18 protein-coding genes are annotated in these 18658 nt (G+C 65.9%); 14 read left to right on the top strand and 4 right to left on the bottom strand.

From position 1 onward, the window contains the following. The first annotated feature begins 63 nt into the window (after positions 1 to 63). Positions 64 to 360: a nucleotidyltransferase family protein gene (locus CYD53_RS12690; protein ID WP_103718455.1), complete on the top strand. Its 297-nt coding sequence runs from the start codon at positions 64 to 66 to the stop codon at positions 358 to 360. Between the two features lie 11 nt (positions 361 to 371). Further along, positions 372 to 704, top strand: coding sequence for a HepT-like ribonuclease domain-containing protein (locus CYD53_RS12685; protein ID WP_181011840.1), 333 nt, complete (start codon positions 372 to 374; stop codon positions 702 to 704). Positions 705 to 706: 2 nt separating this feature from the next. On the opposite strand, the gene folD is transcribed toward CYD53_RS12685, so the two are convergent. Beyond that, positions 707 to 1567, bottom strand: coding sequence for a bifunctional methylenetetrahydrofolate dehydrogenase/methenyltetrahydrofolate cyclohydrolase FolD (folD, locus tag CYD53_RS12680; RefSeq protein WP_103718453.1), 861 nt, complete (start codon positions 1565 to 1567; stop codon positions 707 to 709). A 159-nt stretch (positions 1568 to 1726) separates the two neighbouring features. Between folD and CYD53_RS12675 the strand changes: the two genes are divergently transcribed. From CYD53_RS12675 to CYD53_RS12655, 5 genes are all read left to right on the top strand, one after another. Next, positions 1727 to 3055, top strand: a complete 1329-nt coding sequence (locus CYD53_RS12675; protein ID WP_103718452.1) for a cytosine deaminase — start codon at positions 1727 to 1729, stop codon at positions 3053 to 3055. Next, on the top strand, positions 3052 to 4476 hold the full coding sequence (locus CYD53_RS12670) for an FAD-binding oxidoreductase (protein WP_103718451.1): 1425 nt from the start codon (positions 3052 to 3054) through the stop codon (positions 4474 to 4476). The genes CYD53_RS12675 and CYD53_RS12670 overlap by 4 nt, the downstream gene beginning before the upstream one ends. A gap of 2 nt (positions 4477 to 4478) precedes the next feature. Continuing rightward, positions 4479 to 5060, top strand: a complete 582-nt coding sequence (locus tag CYD53_RS12665; protein ID WP_103718450.1) for an NAD(P)H-dependent oxidoreductase — start codon at positions 4479 to 4481, stop codon at positions 5058 to 5060. A 94-nt stretch (positions 5061 to 5154) separates the two neighbouring features. Further along, positions 5155 to 5637: a MarR family winged helix-turn-helix transcriptional regulator gene (locus CYD53_RS12660; RefSeq protein WP_103718449.1), complete on the top strand. Its 483-nt coding sequence runs from the start codon at positions 5155 to 5157 to the stop codon at positions 5635 to 5637. 96 nt (positions 5638 to 5733) lie between these two features. Next, positions 5734 to 6648 (top strand): DMT family transporter, encoded by a 915-nt coding sequence (locus CYD53_RS12655; protein WP_245928213.1) that lies wholly within the window; start codon positions 5734 to 5736, stop codon positions 6646 to 6648. A 160-nt stretch (positions 6649 to 6808) separates the two neighbouring features. Here CYD53_RS12655 and CYD53_RS12650 read toward each other — a convergent pair whose 3' ends face one another. The 3 genes from CYD53_RS12650 to CYD53_RS12640 all read right to left on the bottom strand — a co-directional run bounded on the left by CYD53_RS12650 (position 6809) and on the right by CYD53_RS12640 (position 10672). Then, entirely contained in the window at positions 6809 to 8794 is a 1986-nt protein-coding gene (locus CYD53_RS12650) for a potassium transporter Kup (protein ID WP_103718447.1), read from the bottom strand. Between the two features lie 88 nt (positions 8795 to 8882). After that, positions 8883 to 10157, bottom strand: a complete 1275-nt coding sequence (gene ispG, locus CYD53_RS12645) for a flavodoxin-dependent (E)-4-hydroxy-3-methylbut-2-enyl-diphosphate synthase (RefSeq protein WP_103718446.1) — start codon at positions 10155 to 10157, stop codon at positions 8883 to 8885. Continuing rightward, positions 10154 to 10672 (bottom strand): Fur family transcriptional regulator, encoded by a 519-nt coding sequence (locus tag CYD53_RS12640; RefSeq protein WP_069693329.1) that lies wholly within the window; start codon positions 10670 to 10672, stop codon positions 10154 to 10156. The genes ispG and CYD53_RS12640 overlap by 4 nt, the downstream gene beginning before the upstream one ends. A 128-nt stretch (positions 10673 to 10800) precedes the next feature. Here CYD53_RS12640 and CYD53_RS12635 point away from each other — a divergent pair, with 128 nt between their 5' ends. The 7 genes from CYD53_RS12635 (at position 10801) to CYD53_RS12605 (ending at position 18643) form a co-directional block, all read left to right on the top strand. After that, a complete protein-coding gene (locus CYD53_RS12635; RefSeq protein ID WP_103718445.1) occupies positions 10801 to 11586 on the top strand; it encodes a 3-hydroxybutyrate dehydrogenase in 786 nt (261 codons plus the stop codon). Beyond that, positions 11583 to 12653, top strand: coding sequence for a patatin-like phospholipase family protein (locus CYD53_RS12630; protein ID WP_103718444.1), 1071 nt, complete (start codon positions 11583 to 11585; stop codon positions 12651 to 12653). Before CYD53_RS12635 ends, CYD53_RS12630 begins: the two co-directional genes overlap by 4 nt. A 112-nt stretch (positions 12654 to 12765) precedes the next feature. Beyond that, a complete protein-coding gene (locus CYD53_RS12625; protein WP_103718443.1) occupies positions 12766 to 13179 on the top strand; it encodes a DUF3830 family protein in 414 nt (137 codons plus the stop codon). 255 nt (positions 13180 to 13434) lie between these two features. Continuing rightward, positions 13435 to 15060 (top strand): amidohydrolase, encoded by a 1626-nt coding sequence (locus CYD53_RS12620; protein WP_103718442.1) that lies wholly within the window; start codon positions 13435 to 13437, stop codon positions 15058 to 15060. A 109-nt stretch (positions 15061 to 15169) separates the two neighbouring features. After that, positions 15170 to 16114 (top strand): ABC transporter permease, encoded by a 945-nt coding sequence (locus CYD53_RS12615; RefSeq protein WP_103718441.1) that lies wholly within the window; start codon positions 15170 to 15172, stop codon positions 16112 to 16114. After that, positions 16107 to 17003: an ABC transporter permease gene (locus CYD53_RS12610; protein ID WP_103718440.1), complete on the top strand. Its 897-nt coding sequence runs from the start codon at positions 16107 to 16109 to the stop codon at positions 17001 to 17003. The genes CYD53_RS12615 and CYD53_RS12610 overlap by 8 nt, the downstream gene beginning before the upstream one ends. A gap of 44 nt (positions 17004 to 17047) precedes the next feature. Further along, positions 17048 to 18643 carry an ABC transporter substrate-binding protein gene (locus tag CYD53_RS12605; RefSeq protein ID WP_210202336.1) on the top strand — a complete coding sequence of 532 codons (1596 nt, stop codon included), beginning with the start codon at positions 17048 to 17050 and terminating at the stop codon, positions 18641 to 18643. Positions 18644 to 18658: the final 15 nt, after the last annotated feature.

Genomic DNA, 18658 nt, shown 5'->3' with positions numbered 1-18658 from the left:
GGCGCTCTTTCGATCGCGGCGTCGGTTTTGGTTCGCGAGCCGGTCTGATGTAGGATCGGCGCCATGACACGAGAAGAGGCTGCTTTCGAACTCGCGCGTCGCGCCGACGCCCTGCGCGCCCGCGGCGCGCAGGCAGCCTATCTCTTCGGCTCGACGGTGCGTAACGCGGCAACCGCCAACAGCGACATCGATCTCTTCATCGATGTCGCGCCGGGTCGAAAATTCTCGCTGATCGATCTCGCCGGGATGCGGAACTTCCTCGTCGGGGAACTCGGGGTCGAGATCGATCTCACCACACGCAAGAGTCTGCACCCCAAGCTGAGAGCGCAGATCGAGAGCGAGGCCATCCGGGTCTTCTGATGGCGAGGCGGGTGGATGTCGTTCTCGAAGACATCCTCGAGGCGATCCGGCTGATCGAGGAAGCCGCCTCGGCGTATGACAGCGCGGGCTTCGGCCGAGCTCTGTTTGTGCAGCGAGGGATCGAGCGATCACTCGAAATCATCTCCGAGGCGGTGCGGCACGTCCCTGACGACTTGCTCGCCTTGCGTCCCGAGATCGCTTGGGTGGACGTCAGAGCCATCGGCAATCTGATCCGCCACGAGTACTGGCGTGTCGATCCCGACATCGTCTGGACGATGGTCACCGATGATCTGCCGCCGTTGCGGAGTGCGATTGAAGACCTGCTCCGGCGCTCACGCGCCTGAGCTTATCCCCGCCTTGCCCTGAACGCCGTCAGCGTGTTGCGCAGCAGGCAGGCGATCGTCATCGGGCCGACGCCGCCGGGCACAGGGGTGATCGCGCCGGCGACATGGATCGCCTCAGCGAAATCGACATCGCCGACCAGCTTGCCGTCGGGCGTGCGGTTGATGCCGACATCGATCACGGCCGCGCCAGGCTTGATCCAGTCGCCCCTGACGAAATGCGGCCGGCCGACCGCGGCCACGACGATATCGGCGCGGCGCACCACGGCGGCGAGGTCGCGCGTGCGGGAATGGGCGATCGTCACCGTGCAGTCGGCCTGCAGCAGCAATTGCGCCACGGGGCGGCCGACGAGCTCGGAGCGGCCGATCACCACGGCCTCCAGCCCCGACAGCGCCGGCAGCGCCTGCCGCAGCAGCAGCATGCAGCCGAGCGGCGTGCAGGGCACGAGGCCGTTCTTGCCGCCGGCGAGCTTGCCGGCATTGATCGGATGCAGGCCGTCGACATCCTTGGCGGGGTCGATGGCGTCGATGATCGTGCCGGTGTCGATATGCCTGGGCAGCGGCAATTGCACCAGGATGCCGTCGACGGTGTCGTCGGCGTTGAGGCTGGCGATCTTGGCCAGGAGCTCGGCCTCGCTGGTCTCGGCCGGCAGCCGATGCGCGACCGAGTTCATGCCGATCTCGGCGGCGAGCTTCTCCTTCGAGGCGACATAGACACGGCTTGCCGGATCCTCGCCGACGAGCACGACATGCAGGCCGGGCACGAGGCCGCGCTCCGCCTTGATCGCCGCGACCTCGCGGCCGATCTCGGCCCGTAGTGCGGCCGCCGCCGCCTTGCCATCGATGATGCGCGCCTGATCCGGCATGGTCTGACAATCCTCGTCTCGTCCGCGAGCCGTCCTCATGCGCGATCGGCCCGGCGGCGACAAGCCCGGATGCGACGCCGTCTTGGTTGCACGCGTCATTGCGGGCCGGTATCGATCGCTGCTTAGAGGGATACAAGGCCGAGCGGGAGAGATGACGACGTGACCAGCGGTTTTGCTTCCCTGCCCGGCACAACCTCCTTTCGCCTGACCAATGCCCGCGCGCCGCTCTGCCTGGTCGACGGCGCTTCGCTCGCCGCCGATCGGGATGGGCTGGCGAAGGTCGATATCGGCGTCGAGCATGGCCGTATCGTCTCGATCCTGCCGGCGGGAACCGAACCGCTGGAGGCAAGCGCCAGCTTCGATCTCGACGGCGGCATCGTGCTGCCACGCCTCGTCGACTGCCATGTCCATCTCGACAAGGGCCATATCTGGCCGCGCCGGCGCAATCCGGACGGCAGCTTCATGGGCGCGCTGAACAATGTCCTGATCGACCGCGAGGCGAACTGGTCTGCGGAGGACGTGCGGACCCGGATGGAGTTCGGCCTGCGTTGTGCGTTCAGCCACGGCACGGCGGCGATGCGGACGCATCTCGATTCGCTCGGCAAGCAGATCGGCATTTCCTGGCCGGTCTTCGCCGAGCTCAGGGCGGAATGGGCGGGCCGTATCGCGCTGCAGGCATCGCCGCTGTTCGGCATCCAGTTCGCACTCGAGCCCGAGCATATGCGGGCGGTGACGGCCGCCGTGAAGGCGCATGGCGACGGCATTTTCGGCTGCGTCAGCTATATGATCCCGGAGCTCGATGCGGCGCTCGACATCGTCTTCCGCACGGCGATCGAGAACGGCTTCGACCTCGATTTCCATGTCGACGAGACCAATGACCCTGAAGCGCGTTCGCTGGAGAACATCGCGGATGCCGCGATCCGCCATGGCTTCGCGGGTAAGATCTTGTGCGGGCATTGCTGCTCGCTTGCCGTGCAGCAGCCCGATGACGAGGCGCGCATCATCGCCAAGGTCAGGGAGGCGGGGATCAGCGTGGTCTCGCTGCCGATGTGCAACATGTATCTGCAGGATCGCGCGGCCGGCCGCACGCCGCGCTGGCGCGGGGTCACGGCGCTGCATGAACTGAAGGCTGCGGGCGTGCCGGTGATGATCGCCTCCGACAACACCCGCGACCCGTTCTATGCCTATGGCGACCTCGACCTGATCGAGGTGCTGCGGGAGGGCACGCGCATCCTCCAGTTCGATCATTCCGGAACCGATTGGGCGAATGCGGTGGCGCGGACGCCGGCGGAGCTCATGGGCACTGCGGGCGCCGGCGTGCTCTCGCCGGGCGGAGCGGCCGACCTGATCCTGACCCGTGCCCGCGACTGGACCGAGTTCTTTGCCCGTCCGCAGACCGACCGGACCGTGCTGGTCAATGGCCGCGCGATCGACACGACGCTGCCGGACCATCGCGAGCTCGATCATCTGATGGGCGGCAGAGCATGACCACCCGCTACGACATCGCCGCGTTGAAGGCGCGCCTCGGCGGCATCCGCAGCGAGGACAACCCGGCACTGGTGAAGCAGAAGAGCCGCGATTTCTTCTGGTACTCTCCGGTGCTGAAGCGCCAGCTCGACCATGTCACGGCCGACATCGTGGTGTCGCCGACGAGCGAGGCAGAGGTGCTGGAAGTGCTCGCTGCGGCGCATGCGCTGGGCATTCCGGTGACGCCGCGCGGCACCGGCACGGGCAATTACGGCCAGGCCATGCCGCTCTCGGGCGGCGTGCTGCTCGATCTCTCCGGCTTCAACAAGGTCAAGGCGATCGCGCCCGGCCGCTATGTCGCCGAGCCCGGTGCGATCATGGCGCGGATCGACGACGAGACGCGCCGGCATTCGCGCCAGGAGCTCAGGCTCCACCCCTCGACCTATCAGACCGCCTCGATCGGCGGCTTCATCGCCGGCGGCTCGGGCGGCGTCGGCTCGATCAAATGGGGCGGATTGCGCGACTGGGGCAACATCATCGCGCTCAAGGTTGCGACGATGGAGGCCTCTCCGCGCATTCTGGAGTTGAGCGGCGAGGATCTGCACAAGGTCGCCCATGCCTATGGCACCAACGGCATCATCACCGAGGTCGAGATGCCCTTGGCGCCGGCTTACGACTGGGTCGATATCATCCTCGGCTTCGGCAGTTTGCGGGCCGCGACGGAGTTCGCCAATGGGCTGGGCGAGCAGGACGGGCTGGCGCTGAAGAATCTTGCCGTCGTCGCTGCGCCGGCTCCTCATGATTATTTCCTGCGGCACAGGAAATTCCTGCCGCGCGACAGCCATCTCGTCATCGTCATGGCGGCGGATTTCGCGGTCGACTCGCTGCTGGCCTATGCGAGGCGTTTCAGAGGCGCCGAACTGCTGATGCGCTCGGACAGGCTCTCCCCGGAGGAGGCGAAGGGCCTGCCGCCCGCCTATGAGCTCGGCTGGAACCACACCACGCTCAGGGCGCTGCGCGTCGACCCCGCCATCACCTATCTCCAGGTGCTCTACCCGTTCCCTGATCAGGTCGAGCTGGTCGAGGCGATCCATGCGCGCTTCGGCGATGAAGTGCTCTGCCATCTCGAATTCGTCCGCTTCGACGGCAAGATCACCTGCTTCGGGCTGCCTTTGGTGCGCTTCACCACGGAAGAGCGGCTGGAGGAGATCATGGCGATCCATGAGGCGATGGGCGCGCCGATCTTCAACCCGCATCGCTACACGCTGGAGGAGGGCGGCATGAAGCAGACCGATGAAGCCCAGCTCGCCTTCAAGCGGCAGGCCGATCCGCAGGGGCTGCTCAACCCCGGCAAGATGATCGCCTGGGAAGATCCTGCCTATGATTACGCTTCAGGCAAGACCTTCCTGTTCCGCAGCCTGTCCGAAGCCGGGGTGGGCTGACAATGCGGGTGCTCGTGCTCTACGCCCATCCCGATCCGCAAAGCTATGGCGCGGCGCTGCACGAGGCGGTGGTGGCGAGCTTGCGTGCGGCCGGGCACGAGGTCGATGATTGCGATCTCTATGCCGAAGGCTTTGACGCCGTGCTGAGCCGGGCCGAGCGCGTGGGCTATCACGACCTCGCCGGCAATACGCGTCCCGTTGCCGGCTATGTCGAGCGGCTGCAAAAGGCCGAGGCTCTGGTGCTGTGCTTTCCGGTCTGGAATTTCGGCTATCCGGCGATCCTGAAGGGGTTCTTCGACAGGGTCTTCCTGCCCGGCGTCTCGTTCAAGCTGGTCGACGGCAAGGTCAGGCCCAATCTCTGGAACATCCGCAAGCTTGCGGCGGTAACGACCTATGGCGGGTCGCGCTGGCGCGCGCTGCTGATGGGCGATCCGCCGCGCAAGCTGGTCAAGCGGGTGCTGCGCGCGGTCTGCCATCCCGGTGCGCGGCCGCTCTATCTGGCGCATTACGACATGAACCGCGCGACGCCGGAGACCCGCCAAGCATTTTTCGAGCGGGTTCGTGCTAATATGGGCCGGCTGTGAAGCATCTGTCTCACCGACGTCATCAGCGTGTCATGATCGCGGGCGATCTGAGAGCCGGCGAACGATCGCCTAAACCATTAGCAAGGACCGGCTCATGACCAAGTCGCTGGAGAAAAGCGTCGGCCGTGCCCTGCTGGTGACGGCGCGGCTGCATCGCGCGCGGATGGGCGAGCGGCTCAATGCGCTTGGCCTGTTCCCGGGCCAGGAGCAGGCGCTGAAGGCGCTGCAGCCCGCACCGATGACGATGGGCGAGCTTGCGACCCTGCTCCGGGTCAAGCCGCCGACGGTTTCCAAGACGATCGGCCGGCTTTCCCTGCAGGGGCTCGTCACCCGCGAGGGCGGCAGCCGCGACGGGCGTCTCGTCCAGGTCGCGCTGACCGAGCTTGGCCAGAAGACCGCCGCGACGCTCGATGCGGTCTGGAACCAGGTCGAGGACGAGCTGCTCGAACGGCTCGACGCGAAGGAGCGCAAGCAGCTGCGCAAGCTTCTCCGCAAAGCCGCCAAAGGATTGTCGAAAGCCGGCGTCGAGATCGAGGATAGCGATGTCGATGGCGACGAGGCCGACAGCGACGGCTGATACGCGCATGGATTGCATGCAGCCATCGACTGGCCTGAGGCCGTAAAACGGTTAAATCTGCCTCTGGCATTCTGCCAGCGCATGACGGAACCTTTCTTGGCGGCTCATCCCCATACTCCGGAAACCAGCCGCACGCGGCTGGCTGCGATCGCGCTGATGTGTGGGGCCGTGCTGTGCTTCGCCATGCTCGATGCCAGCGCGAAATGGCTGTCGGCCTCGATGGATCCGGTGCAGGTGGTGTTCGCCCGCTACGCCGGCAGCATGGCGCTGGTCTGCCTGCTGCTCAATCCGTGGAGCCATCCCGGCATCCTGCGGACGCAACGACCCTGGCTCCAGGCGGTTCGCTCACTGCTGCTGCTGGGCTCGACGATGCTGAACTTCATCGCGGTCAAATATCTCCAGCTTGCCGAGACCGTCTCGATCATGTTCGCGGGGCCACTCCTGGTGGCGCTGGTCTCCGGCCCGCTTCTGGGGGAATGGCCGGGCCCGCGCCGGCTTGTCGCGATCGGCGTCGGTTTTCTCGGCGTGCTGGTGATCACGCGGCCGGGCTTCGGCGGGATGCATCCCGCCGCCCTGCTCAGCGTGCTCGGCTGCGTCTGCTACTCGTTCTATTCGCTGGCGACGCGCAAGCTTGCCGCCTTCGATCCGCCGGAGACGACGATGGTCTATTCGGGCGTCGCCGGCACGCTGGCCATGCTGCCATTGATCCCGTTCTTCTGGACGATGCCGCAAAGCCCGCTGGTCTGGCTGCTGATGTTCGCGACCGGGGTGCTCGGCGGCTTCGGCCACTGGCTCCTGATCCTGGCGCATCGGCTGGCGCCCGCGACGGTACTTGCACCCTTCATCTATTCGCAGATCGTCTGGATGATTGCGCTCGGCTGGTTCGCCTTCGGCCAGTGGCCGGACCGCTGGACCTTCGTCGGCGCGAGCATCGTCATCGCCTCCGGGCTCTACCTGCTCTACCGGGAGCGGGTCAGGCATGTGCCCGAGGGCTCGGCGCGGCTGGATTGAAGCCTGCCAGCTCCCGACCCTCCAATCCTCAGCCCTCATCCTGAGGAGCCGCGAAAGCGGCGTCTCGACGGATGTTTCAGAGGGCACTGGCGCATGCTTCGAGACGCGGCCCGATGGCCGCTCCTCAGGGCGAGGGCTGAGAGGTGGAGATGCGCAGTCCTCAGACCGAGACCTGCGTGCCGACCTCGACGACGCGACCGGTCGGGATCTGGAAGAAGCTCGTGGCGTCGGTCGCGCTCTTGGTCAGGCTGATGAAGAGCTTGTCCTGCCAGATCGGCATGCCCGATTGCGGGGAGGCCTTGATCGAGCGGCGCGACAGGAAGAACGAGGTCGACATGATGTCGAACTTGAAGCCCTGCTTGCGCAGCACGGCGAGCCCCTTTGGGATGTTGGGGCTTTCCATATAGCCGTAGACCATCTCGACCCGCCAGAAATCGTCAGTGATCCGCGAGAGCCTGACGCGCTCCTCCTCGGCGACGCGCGGCGTGTCGGCCGAGCGCACGGTCAGGATCACATTGCGCTCATGCAGCACCTTGTTGTGCTTGAGGTTGTGCAGCAGCGAGGCGGGCGCCGTCTCGGGGTCGCTGGTCAGGAACACCGCCATGCCCTTGACGCGCACGGGCGGGCTTTTGGACAGCATGCCGACGAGTTCGAGCAGCGGCACGTCGGTCTTGCGCGTCTTGTCGAACAGGATCTTGGTGCCGCGCACCCAGGTCCACATCAGCACGACGAGGAAGATCGCCAGCAGCACCGGCATATAGCCGCCGCTGAACAGCTTCAGCATGTTGGCGGCGAAGAAGGCGACGTCGATGACCAGGAAGGGCAGGATCAGCGCCACCGTCGCCGGCAGGCTCCAACCCCAGCCGCGGCGGATGACGATAAAGGCGAGCAGGGAGCTCACCACCATGGTGCCGAACACGGCGATGCCGTAGGCGTGCGAGAGGTTGGACGAGGTCCGGAAGGCGAAGACCAGGATCAGCACGACGACGAGCAGCATCCAGTTGATGCGCGGGATGTAGATCTGCCCGGAGGTGTGCTCGGAGGTGTGCCTGATCTCGAGCCGCGGCAGCAGGCCGAGCTGGATCGCCTGCCGCGTCAGGGAGAAGGCGCCGGTGATCACGGCCTGGCTCGCGATGATGGTCGCGATCGTCGCCAGGATGACGAGCGGCAGGATCAGGAAGTCGGGCGCGAGCTTGTAGAACGGATTGTCGATCGCGGACGGGTCCGACAGGATGAGCGCGCCTTGGCCGAGATAGTTCAGCCAGAGCGAGGGAAACACCAGCCAGATCCAGGCGCCCTGAATTGGCCCACGGCCGAAATGGCCCATATCGGCATAGAGCGCCTCGGCGCCCGTGACGGCCAGGCAGACCGAGCCGAGCACGGCCAGCGACACGGTGGGATGGTCGACGAAGAAGCGCAGGCCGTAATAGGGGTTGACCGAGGCGAGCACGGTCAGTTCGTCAGCGATGTGATAGATGCCCAGGCCCGCCAGCGCCACGAACCAGACCAGCATGACGGGGCCGAAGAAATTCGCGACCTTTTCGGTGCCGCCGCTCTGCACCATGAACAGGACGATCAGGATGATCGAGGCGATCCAGATCACATAGTCGTCAAGCACCGGCGTCACCAGCTTGATGCCCTCGACAGCCGAGAGCACCGAGATCGCCGGCGTGATGACCGCGTCGCCATAGAACAGCGCCGCGCCCGCCATTCCCAAAAACAATACGAAGCCGCCGCGCATGCGGCCCAGGCCGCGCTGGGCCAGGGCGACCAGCGTCAGGATGCCGCCTTCGCCATTATTGTCGGCCCGCATCAGCAGCAGCACGTATTTCAGCGTTACCACGACGACGAGCGACCACAGGATCAGCGACAGCACGCCGATGACGATGTCGCGCGGCACCGGCGTGTCGGCTGCGGCATTGGTCAGCGCGCCATGGGCCGCGGTCGCGGCCAGAACCGTCTCGCGCAGGGCGTAGAGCGGGCTCGTGCCGATGTCGCCGTAGACGACGCCAAGCGCGCCCAGCGCCAGGACCGCGAAGCTGTTGGTCGAATGGCCGTGCTTGCTTGCGCTGCCATGACCATCATCGAGGCCGAAACGGGAATCCTCCGGCCGTGTGGTCGGTGGATTCGGCTGATCATGCCCCATCAGGGATCTCCGCGAGCGCTGCGGTGCAGCGAAAGGCCGGGGCGTCTAACACAAGCAGGCCAGCGCGCAAAGGCGTGCCGGTTCGATCTCACTGCGCCGCATCGCTCAGCCCACCATAACGCCGCGCGATATAGCCATCGACCATCGTCTTGAATTCGGCGGCGATGGCGGGGCCGCGCAGGGTCGTGACCTTGCGGCCGTCGACGAAAACGGGAGCAACAGGCGCCTCGCCCGTGCCAGGCAGCGAGATACCGATATCGGCATGTTTGGACTCGCCGGGTCCGTTGACGATGCACCCCATCACCGCGACGTTCAGCGTCTCGACGCCGGGATAGCGCGTCTTCCATTCCGGCATGGAGCTCGAGATCCAGCTCTGGATGTCCCGCGCCAGCTCCTGGAACACCGTCGAGGTGGTGCGGCCGCAGCCGGGGCAGGCGGCGACCAGCGGCACGAAGGCGCGGAAGCCCATGGTCTGGAGCAGCTCCTGCGCGGCCTTGACCTCGAGCGTGCGGTCGCCGCCGGGCTCAGGCGTCAGCGAGAAGCGGATCGTGTCGCCGATGCCCTCCTGCAGCAGGATGCCGAGCGCGGCCGAGGAGGCGACGAGGCCCTTCGAGCCCATGCCGGCTTCGGTGAGGCCGAGATGGATGGCGTAGTCAGCCCGGTTCGCCAGCATGCGGTAGACCGCGATCAGGTCCTGCACGCCCGAGACCTTGGCCGAAAGGATGATACGGTCCCGGCCCAATCCGATCTCCTCGGCGCGCTGCGCGGAGAGGAGAGCGGACTGCACCATCGCTTCGCGCATCACGGCGCGAGCATCGAGCGGGGTGGCCGAGACGGCGTTCTCGTCCATCAGGGCGGTCAGCAATTCCTGGTCGAGCGAGCCCCAGTTCGCGCCGATGCGCACGGCCTTGCCGTGCTTGATCGCGAGTTCGACGATCTGGCCGAATTGCCGGTCCTTCTTGTCCTTGAAGCCGACATTACCGGGGTTGATGCGGTATTTCGCCAGCGCCTCGGCGCAGGCGGGATGGTCGGTCAGGAGCTTGTGGCCGATATAGTGGAAATCGCCGACCAGCGGCACGTCGATGCCGATGCGGTCGAGCCGCTCGCGAATATGCGGGACCGCGGCGGCGGCCTCGTCGCGGTCGACCGTGATGCGGACGAGTTCCGAACCCTGCCGGGCGAGCGCCGCGACCTGCGCGATCGTGCCCGCGATATCGGCGGTGTCGGTATTGGTCATCGATTGCACGACGATCGGCGCACCGCCGCCGACGGCGACGGAGCCGACCTGGACCGGCACGGTCAGCCGGCGCGGCTGCGGTCCGGCCTGATCGGGGAGGCAGGGAGGCGACACGCGCTCGTTCATCCTTGAACGCTCCGGCAATGCTCGCAGCGGCCGACGATCTCGACCACCTGATGCGAGGGGGAAAACTGTCGCGTCTGCGCGATCGCTGCCACGGCCTTCTTCATGGCGGGCGAGGAATCCTCGTCGACGCCGCCGCAGGCCTCGCAGATCAGGAAGGCGACGACCTCGTCGGCGCCGTGGCCGTGCAGGCAGGCGATATAGGCGTTGCGCGAGGAGAGCCGGTGAACGAAGCCCTGCTCGACCAGAAAGTCGAGCGCGCGATAGATCGAGATCGGCGCGAGACGGCGCCCGCCGGCCGGCGAGATGCGGTCGGCCAGATCATAGGCCCCGACGGGGCGGTGGTCGGCATGCAGCGCCTCCAGCGCCTTGCGGCGGATCGGCGTCAGCCTGAGACCGCGCTCGCGGCAGAGATGCTCGGCCCGGGCCAGGGCCTGGGCTGCATGATTGCGATGGTCATGCGCATGCCGGCAGATTGCATCGTCAGCGCCGTCATGATCGTGTGCGTGTGGCTGCATTTTGGTCATGTTGCGTTGCAATAGGTCATCAGGCGCCGCGCCGCGACCCTTTTCCGGTCACTGACATATCGCCCGCTCGGCACCGAACCTAAGCATTTCTATCCTCAATGTCAGGAGCCTTGACGTTCATGTTCCTCAAAGACCGCTGCGCCGTGATCACCGGCTCGACCTCCGGCATCGGCCTCGCCTATGCCCATGCGCTCGCCAAGGAGGGCGCGAATCTCGTCATCAACGGCATCCTGCCCGCTGACGAGGCCGAAAAGCTCCGTTCCGGGCTTGAAAGCGAGTTCGGCGTCAAGGTGTTGTTCTCGCCCGCCGACATGACCAAGCCCGACCAGATCGCCGGCATGATCGCCCAGGCCGAGGCCGCCTTCGGGGCGGTCGACATCCTCGTCAACAATGCCGGCATCCAGCATGTCGCGCCGATCGAGGAGTTCCCGATCGAGAAATGGGACATGATCATCGCGATCAACCTGACCTCGGCCTTCCATACCATCCGCGCCGCGCTGCCGAAGATGAAGGCGAAGGGCTGGGGCCGCATCATCAACACCGCCTCGGCGCATGCCTTCGTCGCCTCGCCCTTCAAATCCGCCTATGTCTCGGCCAAGCATGGCATCGCCGGCCTGACCAAGACGGTGGCGCTGGAAGTCGCGACCAGCGGCATCACTGTGAACGCGATCGCGCCGGGCTATGTCTGGACGCCGCTGGTCGAGAAGCAGATCCCCGACACGATGAAGGCACGCAACATGACCAAGGAGCAGGTCATCAACGACGTGCTGCTGACGGCGCAGCCGACCAAGCAGTTCGTCACGGTCGAGCAGGTCGCGGCGCTTGCGGTCTTCCTGTGTACGGATGCGGCAAAGTCGATCACCGGCACGATCTTGCCGATCGATGGCGGCTGGACCGCGGCGTGACCGGTCGACGCACGCGCAGCTCGGCGCGGGTCAAGGGGCTCGCCGGGCCGAAGGCCGAGAAGACCGTCTCGCTGGCGCTCCAGGGCGGAGGCGCGCATGGCGCCTTCACCTGGGGCGTGCTCGACGCGATCCTGGAGGATGGGCGGCTGGCGATCGAGGCGCTGTCGGGCACGAGCGCTGGCGCGATGAACGCCGTCGTGCTGAGCGAGGGTTGGCTCGAAGGCGGCCCGGAAGGCGCGCGCGCCAAGCTCGAAAGCTTCTGGCGGGCGATCAGCGTCGACGGCAAATATGGCGGCTCGGAACGCTCGCTGATCGACACCATGCTCGGCGCCTGGGGGCGTAACGGCACGCCGCCCGGCATGATCTGGTTCGAATTGTTCTCGAAGGTGGCGAGCCCCTACGACGTCAACCCGCTCAACATCAACCCGCTGCGCGGCGTCATCGCCGACCTGATCGATTTCGAGAAGGTCCGCGCCTGCCAGGACGTCAAGCTCTTCATTGCCGCGACCAATGTCCGCACCGGCAAGATCAAGGTCTTCACCGGCACGGAATTGAGCCCCGACCATCTGATGGCCTCGGCCTGCCTGCCTATGCTGTTCCAGGCCGTAGAGATCGAAGGCGAGGCCTATTGGGACGGCGGCTATATGGGCAATCCGGCGCTGTTCCCGCTGTTCTACGAGGCCCATTGCGACGACATCATGCTGGTGCAGATCAACCCGCTGCAGCGCAAGGAACTGCCCACCAATGCCCGCGCGATCCAGGATCGGCTGAACGAGATCACCTTCAACGCCTCGCTCCTGCGCGAATTGCGCGCGATCGACTTCGTCAACAAGCTCGTCGACGGGGGCAAGCTGCCCACCGACGAGTACAAGCGCGTGCTGATGCACCGGATCGATGGCGGGCCGCCCTTGGCTGAGCTGACCTCTTCCTCGCGGATGAATGCGGATTGGGACTTTCTGCTGCGCCTGCGCGACATGGGGCGGGCGGCGGCGAAGCGCTGGATCAAGCGCAATTACGAGGCGATCGGCAAGGCCGGCACGCTCGACCTCAAGGAGGCGATCTCTTAGCAGCACTCCGTTTGCAATGGCGGGGCGAGGGCGGCCGAAAATGCACCCGCTACGAGTTGCCCAATGCCGATCCCGATGCCATTGCAGAGCCGACACCAATCGGGAAGTTCACATGACCAAGCTGATCGTCACCGCCGGCCCCTTCACCTTCGAGGGCAAGCTCGAGCTGGAAGCCGCACCCAAGACCTGCGCCGCCTTCCTCCGGCACCTGCCGTTCGAGAGCAAGATCGTGCATGTGCGCTGGAGCGGCGAGGGCGTCTGGATGCCGCTCGGCGATCTCGATTTCGGCGTCGGCTACGAGAACAATACGGCTTATCCGGCTCCCGGCCAGATCATCCTCTATCCGGGCGGCGTCAGCGAGACCGAGATCCTGCTCGCCTATGGTGGCGTGCAGTTCGCGAGCAAGGCGGGCGTGCTCTCGGGCAACCACTTCCTCACCCTGACCTCGGGACTGGAAAACCTCTACGCGCTCGGCCGCAAGACGCTGTGGGAAGGCGCGCAGGAGATCAAGTTCGCGCTGGCGTAAATTCCACTGGGGCGGCCGTCTGACGCGGCCGCCTGCGCTTCCGGTGCTCACGGACAGATGTCCGCTGCCGACGGCCACGCCAGTCAACTCGCCCCAGCGAATTCACGCGCGTTCCTCATTCATGCGCCCTTCTCCGAAGAGACCGGATCGACCGGCGGCAGAATCTTGCGCAGGTGCGCCCAAAATTAGCGCGGCGTTCGCATTGCCCGGCTGTCCTAACGCGGCCATGATTTCGTCCCGGGAGGAACGAAATCGATGGTCGCGTTGCCGAAAGCCGACATGGTCCTGCAGAACGGCCCCGTCTTTCTCGGTTTGAGAGAAGGATATGCTACGGCGGTGGCGCTCTGGGCCGGCAAGGTGCTCGCGACCGGCACACCCGCCGAGATCGCGCCGCTGATCGGCCCCGCCACCAGGGTGATCGATCTCGCCGGCCGGACCGCGACGCCGGGCCTCTACGAGGCGCATCTGCATCTGCTGCCGCTCGGGCTGACCATGATGGAGCTCGATATCCGGCCGCGCTTTGTGCGCACGCTCGACGGCCTGCTCGAGATGATCGCGAAGCGTGCCGCCGAGGTGAAGCCGGGCGAATGGATCCTGGCGCGCGGCTACGACCAGTTCGAGCTCGACGTGAAGCGCCATCCGCATCGCACCGAGCTCGACAAGGCCGCACCGAACAACCCCGTTTATATCGTGCGCGCCTGCGGCCATCTCTCCGTCGCCAATTCGATGGCCCTGAAGATCGCCGGCATCACCGAGGCGACGCCGGTGCCGCCGGGCGGCGCGATCGAGCGGGTCAACGGCTCATTGACCGGCCTGATGGCCGAGAATGGCCGCGACCCGATCAAGGCCGTGATCCCGGACCCGACCGATGAGGAGCTGGTCGAGGCGATCGAGCGCGCCGGGCGCTATTGCAACTCCTTCGGCATCACCAGCGTGATGGATGCGGCGGTCGGCATCCGTTCCTATTACCGCGAGGTCGCGGCCTATCGCACGGCGCAGCGCACGGGCCGCCTGCCGGTGCGCACCAATATGTGCCTGCTCGGCGGCCATAACGGCATCGTCGAGCAATGCTTTGCCGACGGGCTGGTGACGGGCGCCGGCGACGACTGGCTCAGCGTAGGCCCGGTCAAGATCTTCACCGATGGTTCGGCGGGAGGGCGTACCGCGGCGATGAGCGAGCCCTATCTCGGCGAGCCCGAGACCAGCGGCATCTTCTGCCTGACCGACGCCGAGATGAACGCGCTGACGCGCGATTATCACGCCAGGGGCTATCAGCTCGCGGTTCATGCCATCGGCGACGCCGCGATCGAACAGACGCTGAACGCGATGGAGGCGGGGCTCAACGACCATCCCGATCCCGACCGCCGCCATCGCATCGAGCATTGCGGCTTCAACTCGCCCGAGCAGATCGCGCGCATGGCCCGGCTCGGCATCGAGCCGGTGCCGCAGCCGGTCTTCATCTATGATTTCGGTGATCTCTATCTCTCGGTGCTCGACGAGAAGCGCGCCAGCGAGAGCTATCCGATGCGCGACTGGATCACGGCAGGGCTGAAACCCGCAGCCTCCTCCGACGCGCCGGTCTGCGACGCGAATATCTGGCCCAACATCTACACCATGCTGACCCGCAAGAGCTCGCGCGGGACGGTGATCGGCGGCGACCAGGCCCTGACGATCGACGAGGTGATCGCCGCCTACACCGATTTCGGTGCCTATGTGAACCGCTCTGAGACCCATCGCGGCCGTTTGCTGCCGGGCATGGCGGCAGATGTCGCCGTCTTCTCGCGCGACCTCTCCAAGGCGACGCCGGAACAGCTCTTGCACGAGACCCGCTGCGACCTGACGATCATCGAGGGCAAGCTGGTGTACGAGGCGGAGGCGTGATGGTTTCGTCATTGCAAGGAGGCGCAGCCGACGAAGCAATCCGGAGGGGCTCGCTCGACGTCCCCCTAGATTGCTTCGCTGCGCTCGCAATGACGGGTGCGGACCGCCCATGCTGAACCACATCGCTCAGCGCCTCGCCCTTTCGGTGCCGGTGCTGTTCGGCGTGCTGCTCTTCGGTTTCCTGCTGCTGCAACTCGTCCCGGCGGATCCCGCCGCGATCATCGCCGGGCCGATGGCGAGCCCCGAACTGGTCGCGCAGATCCGGCAGGATATGGGGCTCGACCGGCCGATCGTCATTCAGTTCGCGATCTATATGGCGCGCGTGCTGCAGGGCGATCTCGGCGTCTCGCTGATCTCGAACACCCGCGTCACCACGGAGCTGGCCGAGGCGATCGGCCCGACCGCCGAGCTGATGTTCGCCTGCCTGGTCTGGGCCGTGCCGCTTGGCATCGCGCTGGGGACGATCGCTGCGGTCTATCGCGGACGCCTGCTCGACCGATTGGTGATCGCGATCTCGGTCGCCGGCGTCTCGACGCCGGTGTTCTTCATCGGGCTGATCCTGATGCAGTATATCGGCTACCACTGGGAGCTTCTGCCGTTCATCGGGCGCGGCGGGCCGCTCTGGAGCCTGGAGGGGCTCGCCTCGATCGTGCTGCCGGCATTGACGCTCGGGCTGGTCTTCATCGGGCCGATCGCGCGGATGACGCGGACCGCCGCGCTCGAAGTGCTGAGCGCCGACCATGTCCGCACCGCCCGCGCCAAGGGATTGGCCGAGCGCACCGTCATCCTCCAGCATGTGCTGCGCAACGCCTTGATCCCGGTGGTAACGCTGATCGGCCTGCAGGCCGGCTATCTGCTCGGCGGGGCGGTCGTCACCGAGACGATCTATTCCTGGCCGGGCGTGGGGCGGCTCGCGGTCGGGGCGATCCTGGCGAGCGACTTTCCCCTGGCGCAAGGCGCGATCCTGGTGCTGGCGCTGGCCTTCCTGGTGATCAACCTGATCGTCGACATGCTCTATGCCGTGCTCGATCCGAGGGTCGAGAGCCATGGCTGATCTGACGACCCAGGCCGTGCCGGTTGGGGTGCAACGGAGCTGGCTCTCGCCGATCTGGCGGCGGATCCTTGGCGACAAGCTCGCCTTGGCGGCAGCGGTCATCCTCCTGGCGATCGTGCTCGCGGCGCTGTTTGCGCCCTGGCTTGCGCCCTTCGACCCCTATGAAACGACGCGCCGCCCCTTCATTCCGCCGCGCTGGAGCGAGGGCTCGCTGCCGCAATACTGGCTCGGCACCGATGGGCAGGGGCGCGACATGCTCTCGCGCCTGCTCTACGGGACGCGGTTGACGCTGGTGATGGGACTGGCCTCGATCGTCCTCGGCGGTGGGCTCGGTGCGTTGCTGGGCTTGCTCGGCGCCTTCTACCGCCGGCTCGATCCTTACGTGATGCGCTCGGCCGACATCCTTTTGTCATTCCCCGCCATCCTGCTGGGGTTGGCGCTCGCCGCCGTCGTCGGCCCCGGCCTTACGGCCATCGTGATCGCGCTCTCGATCGCCACCGTGCCGGATGTCGCGCGCATCACCCGCAGCGCCGCGATCGTGGTGATGGGGCAGGATTACATGGAGGCCGGCCGTGCGCTCGGCCTGCCGGACAGGACGCTGATCTGGCGCTATCTGGCGCTGAACTGCATCTCGCCGGTCTTCGTCTTCATGACGCTGCGCTTCGGCCAGATCATCCTGATCGGGGCAGCGCTGTCCTTCCTGGGGCTGGGCGTGCGCCCGCCCGAGGCGGAGCTCGGCATGATGGCCTCGCTCGGGCGCGACGCCTTGTTCTTTGCGCCGCATATCTCGCTGCTGCCGAGCCTCACGATCATCGCGATCGTGCTCTGCGTGAACCTGCTTGGCGATGCGCTGCGCGATCTGCTCGATCCGCGCATGCGGAACATGTGAGGCGCGCCACCGATATTCGATTCACAACAAAGGGGACAACGATCGTGAGAGAGCTGAAATCCATCGTCATGGGGGCCTTCCTCGGCCTCGCCGCCTTTGCCGGCCCGGCGCTCGCGCAAGGATCCAATGCCAGCCTCACCATCGTGCGTGAGGTCGACAGCGACCGCTACGATCCGCATCGCTCGACGGCGCGCTCGGCCTCCGAAGTCCTCTTCATGATGGCCGACACGCTGGTCTCGCTCGACCACGACATGGCGACGATCAAGCCCGGCCTCGCCAGTTCCTGGACGATGGCGCCCGACGGCAAGACCTACACCTTCAAGCTGCGCAACGACGTCTCCTTCTGCGACGGCAAGAAGCTGACGGCGCAGGATGTGGTCTATTCGATCAAGCGCTGGATCGATCCCGCGACGCGCTCGCCCGTGGCCTGGCGCGCCGGCAAGATCGAGGACATCGTCGCAACCGACGATTACACGGTCGAATACAAGCTCAAGGCACCGTTCTCGGAATTGCTCTACCAGCTCACCCAGAGCTTCGCGGTGATCATCGACAAGGCCAATGTCGAGGCGCTCGGCGCCGATTTCGGGGTCAAGGGCTTCAACGGCACCGGCCCCTATTGCTGGGGTGACTGGAAGCCGCGCAACGAGTTCCGGCTGAAGCGCCACGCCGCCTATAAATGGGGCCCGCCGATCTATCAGAACACCGGACCGGCGCAGATCGAGGAGATCGTCTGGCGCATCGTGCCGGAGGACAACACCCGCCTGGCTGCGGTGATGACCGGCCAGACCCAGGTGACGCAATATGTGCCCTATTCCGGCATGGCCCAGATGCGCGCCAACAAGAACCTCAGGATCGTCGAGTCGAAGGAGGCGTTCTGGACCTATTTCGTCGGTTTCAAGATCGACAAGGAGGGCGTCAGCGATCCGGCCGTGCGCAAGGCGATGGTGATGGCCGTCGACCAGAAGGCGATCGCTGAGAACCTCTATTTCGGCGAGGTCGAGCCGGCCTACAGCTATATCTCGACCGAGGCGCTGGACTGGAACAAGGCGCTGACGCCGAAGCTGATCAAGACCAATGTCGCCGAGGCCAACAGGATCCTCGATGCGGCCGGTTGGGTGAAGGGGCCTGACGGCTTCCGCATGAAGGACGGCAAGAAGCTCTCGCCGGTCGTCTACGGCTTCACCGGCTCGACCTGGCAGAAGCTGATGGAGGCGATCCAGGGCGATCTGCGCAAGATCGGCGTCGATCTCAGGGTCCAGCTCTTCGATGCCACCATCGCCTGGGGCAAGATGGCGACGCAGGAGTTCGACATGTTCGGGATGAGCTTCCCCTACATCTCGGCCGGCGATGCGCTGAACCTGTATTTCCCCTCGACCAATGCGCCGACACCCAACCGGATGAACTGGAAGGACCCGGCGACGGACGAATTGCTGACCAAGGGCATCACCGCGCTGAACGAAGCCGACCGTGCGGCCGCCTATGGCGAGGTTCTGACGAAGGTGCATGAGGCGGCGGTCTGGCTGCCGCTCTATCACGAGCCGATGAAGATCGCGGCCTCGGCAAGGCTTGGCCCCTTCAAGGCCCACAACATCTATGGTTGCGGGCTGTATAAGGGGCTGGACCTGAAGTTCATTCGCTGATCCTGCGTCATTCTC

This window comes from Allobosea psychrotolerans (assembly GCF_002917105.1).
GTDB classification, from domain to species: domain Bacteria; phylum Pseudomonadota; class Alphaproteobacteria; order Rhizobiales; family Beijerinckiaceae; genus Allobosea; species Allobosea psychrotolerans.
This window is presented reverse-complemented; position numbering and strand designations above follow the sequence as displayed.

Excerpts from the sequence above, each read along its gene's own strand:
- ispG (WP_103718446.1), bottom strand. The coding sequence starts at position 10,157 with ATGAACGAGCGCGTGTCGCCTCCCTGCCTCCCCGATCAGGCCGGACCG.
- CYD53_RS12635 (WP_103718445.1), top strand. The coding sequence starts at position 10,801 with ATGTTCCTCAAAGACCGCTGCGCCGTGATCACCGGCTCGACCTCCGGC.
- CYD53_RS12640 (WP_069693329.1), bottom strand. The coding sequence starts at position 10,672 with ATGCAGCCACACGCACACGATCATGACGGCGCTGACGATGCAATCTGC.
- folD (WP_103718453.1), bottom strand. The coding sequence starts at position 1,567 with ATGCCGGATCAGGCGCGCATCATCGATGGCAAGGCGGCGGCGGCCGCA.
- CYD53_RS12670 (WP_103718451.1), top strand. The coding sequence starts at position 3,052 with ATGACCACCCGCTACGACATCGCCGCGTTGAAGGCGCGCCTCGGCGGC.
- CYD53_RS12690 (WP_103718455.1), top strand. The coding sequence starts at position 64 with ATGACACGAGAAGAGGCTGCTTTCGAACTCGCGCGTCGCGCCGACGCC.
- CYD53_RS12660 (WP_103718449.1), top strand. The coding sequence starts at position 5,155 with ATGACCAAGTCGCTGGAGAAAAGCGTCGGCCGTGCCCTGCTGGTGACG.
- CYD53_RS12620 (WP_103718442.1), top strand. The coding sequence starts at position 13,435 with ATGGTCGCGTTGCCGAAAGCCGACATGGTCCTGCAGAACGGCCCCGTC.
- CYD53_RS12665 (WP_103718450.1), top strand. The coding sequence starts at position 4,479 with ATGCGGGTGCTCGTGCTCTACGCCCATCCCGATCCGCAAAGCTATGGC.
- CYD53_RS12650 (WP_103718447.1), bottom strand. The coding sequence starts at position 8,794 with ATGGGGCATGATCAGCCGAATCCACCGACCACACGGCCGGAGGATTCC.
- CYD53_RS12610 (WP_103718440.1), top strand. The coding sequence starts at position 16,107 with ATGGCTGATCTGACGACCCAGGCCGTGCCGGTTGGGGTGCAACGGAGC.
- CYD53_RS12625 (WP_103718443.1), top strand. The coding sequence starts at position 12,766 with ATGACCAAGCTGATCGTCACCGCCGGCCCCTTCACCTTCGAGGGCAAG.
- CYD53_RS12615 (WP_103718441.1), top strand. The coding sequence starts at position 15,170 with ATGCTGAACCACATCGCTCAGCGCCTCGCCCTTTCGGTGCCGGTGCTG.